The sequence below is a fragment of the Calothrix rhizosoleniae SC01 genome (assembly GCF_900185595.1).
Lineage (GTDB): Bacteria > Cyanobacteriota > Cyanobacteriia > Cyanobacteriales > Nostocaceae > Calothrix_A > Calothrix_A rhizosoleniae.
On sequence record NZ_FYBH01000398.1, the window covers coordinates 1 to 2,284 of the forward strand.

Sequence of the window (2,284 nt, forward strand, 5' to 3'; positions counted from 1 at the left end):
TGCGGTTCCCACTATGCATCAAGCAATTTTGGCGCGGGCAGAAACAAACCATGAAACCATTGCTCATTCTGCAATTCGCTTAATTCGCTCTTCTTCTGCCCCCTTACCACCTCAATTAATGGCAGAATTAGAAGAAGTTTTCCATGCTCCGGTAATCGAGTCCTATGGGATGACAGAAGCCTCTCATCAAATGGTTAGTAATCCTCTTCCTCCCCTTGTGCGTAAACCTGGTTCAGTGGGAATTGCAGTCGGGTCAGAAGTAGCAATTATGAACGAGATGGGTAAATTATTGTCACCGGGAGAAATTGGGGAAGTAGTAATTCGGGGAGCCAATGTGACTCAAGGTTACGAAAACAATCTCCAGGCGAATGAAACTGCTTTTACCAATGGCTGGTTCCGCACAGGTGACTTGGGTTATTTAGATACGGATAATTACCTGTTTCTTAAGGGTCGGATTAAGGAAATTATTAACCGTGGTGGTGAAAAGATTTCTCCCCGTGAAGTAGATGAAGTGCTTTTAGACCATCCTGCAATTGAACAGATAGTTACTTTTGCCACTCCTCATACCCTCCTGGGTGAAGATGTCGCAGTTGCTGCGGTTCTCAAGCAGGGAGCATCAGCAACAGAACAAGAAATCAAGGAATTTGCAGCAGTAAAACTAGCTGATTTTAAAATTCCTCGCATAGTCATGTTTGTGGATGAAATACCCAAGGGTCCTACAGGTAAACGGCAAAGAATTGGTTTGGCACAAAAACTAGGGCTAACAGACCATTCTTTGAGATTATTACCAATATCACCAGGTCAATCTCACCAACCATCCAATGACCGACTAATGGAGACACCTGTCTTGCCATTGCTGATCAAATCGCCCAATCAGAACACATGTTTACAGAGGTGGGCTACCGAAAATAAATCAAGGCTTTGCCAGCAACTGGTTAACTATGGTGCCATCCTATTCAGGAATTTTCAGCTAGCAGGCATACAAGATTTTGAGCAAACCATTCAATCCCTTGCTGGGGATCTAATACCTTATCAGGATCGGGCTACTCCTCGGCGCACGGTGAGAGGACATATCTATACCTCAACTGAATATCCACCCAGCCATCGCATTTTTCTGCATAACGAAAATTCGTTTGCCTATACCTGGCCCCATCAGATTTTCTTTTATTGCATGACAGCCCCTCAACAGGGAGGTGAGACACCGATTGCTGACATCGCCAAGGTTTTTCAATACATCAGTCCTGAAACCCGAACTCGGTTTTTGCAACAAGGGGTAATGTATGTCCGCAATTTTGGTAATAGCTACGGTTTGCCCTGGCAGGAAGCTTTTGGCACATCAGATCGAGCTACTTTAGAAGCCTTTTGTAAAAAAACGGGGATTGAGCTAGAGTGGCGAGGTCTTAATCGCCTAAGAACACGTCAAGTGAGGCCGGCGGCAGTTAAACATCCCCAAACAGGGCAGATGGTCTGGTTCAATCATGCAGCTGTGCTGCATGTCTCTACCCTGCCCTTGAAGCTTCAGCAGACCATGTTGGCTGAATTTTCCCTAGAAGAGTTGCCTAACAACACCTATTACGGTGATGGTAGCCCAATTGAGCCTGAAGTGTTAGATGAGATTCGCGCAGCTTACCATCAGTCAACTATCACCTTTCCTTGGCAAACTGGCGATGTTCTTTGGCTCGATAATTTGCGGGTTGCTCACGGGCGAGAACCTTTTACCGGTTCTCGAAAAGTTGTAGTGGGTATGGCTGAGCCCAAAACCTGGGTTAGTCTGGATGACTCATTGCCCCTAATTCCAACATTCGAGACTCCTAAGACAGATAAGGATGCAGTAGACAAAGACTCGACTATCATCCCTAATCCAGTCCTCCCTAAATCCAATTATGTGGCTCCACGTATATCTCTAGAGTCTGTTCTCACGAAAATCTGGCAAGCAGCCCTGGATATAGAACCCATTGGTATATATGACAATTTCTTTGAACTAGGGGGTCAATCCCTGGAAGCGACTGATATCATTACCGAGATTCAAGAAACCTTTCAGATTTCCCTTTCTTTGCTAGCACTGAATCAAACCCCAACCATTGCAGAGATGGCTCGAACCCTGGGGAAAAATCAAGAAGAGCAAGCTCGTATTCACCAGGTAGCCCAATTGATTGATGACGTTGCTCACCTCTCTGATAACGAGTTAGAAGTATTACTGAATCAGCATCAACAATAGAACCTGTAAGAAAAATAGCGCAGTGAAAAAGAATTTACTAAATCTATCACCCAAACAACTGGTCTT

1 protein-coding gene is annotated in these 2,284 nt (G+C 44.9%); it reads left to right on the top strand.

The genetic code is table 11. The features are described from left to right. Nucleotides 1-2,218 (top strand): TauD/TfdA family dioxygenase (locus CALSC_RS24405; protein ID WP_143288362.1); only part of this gene is annotated, 2,218 nt, incomplete at its 5' end. Nucleotides 2,219-2,284: the final 66 nt, after the last annotated feature.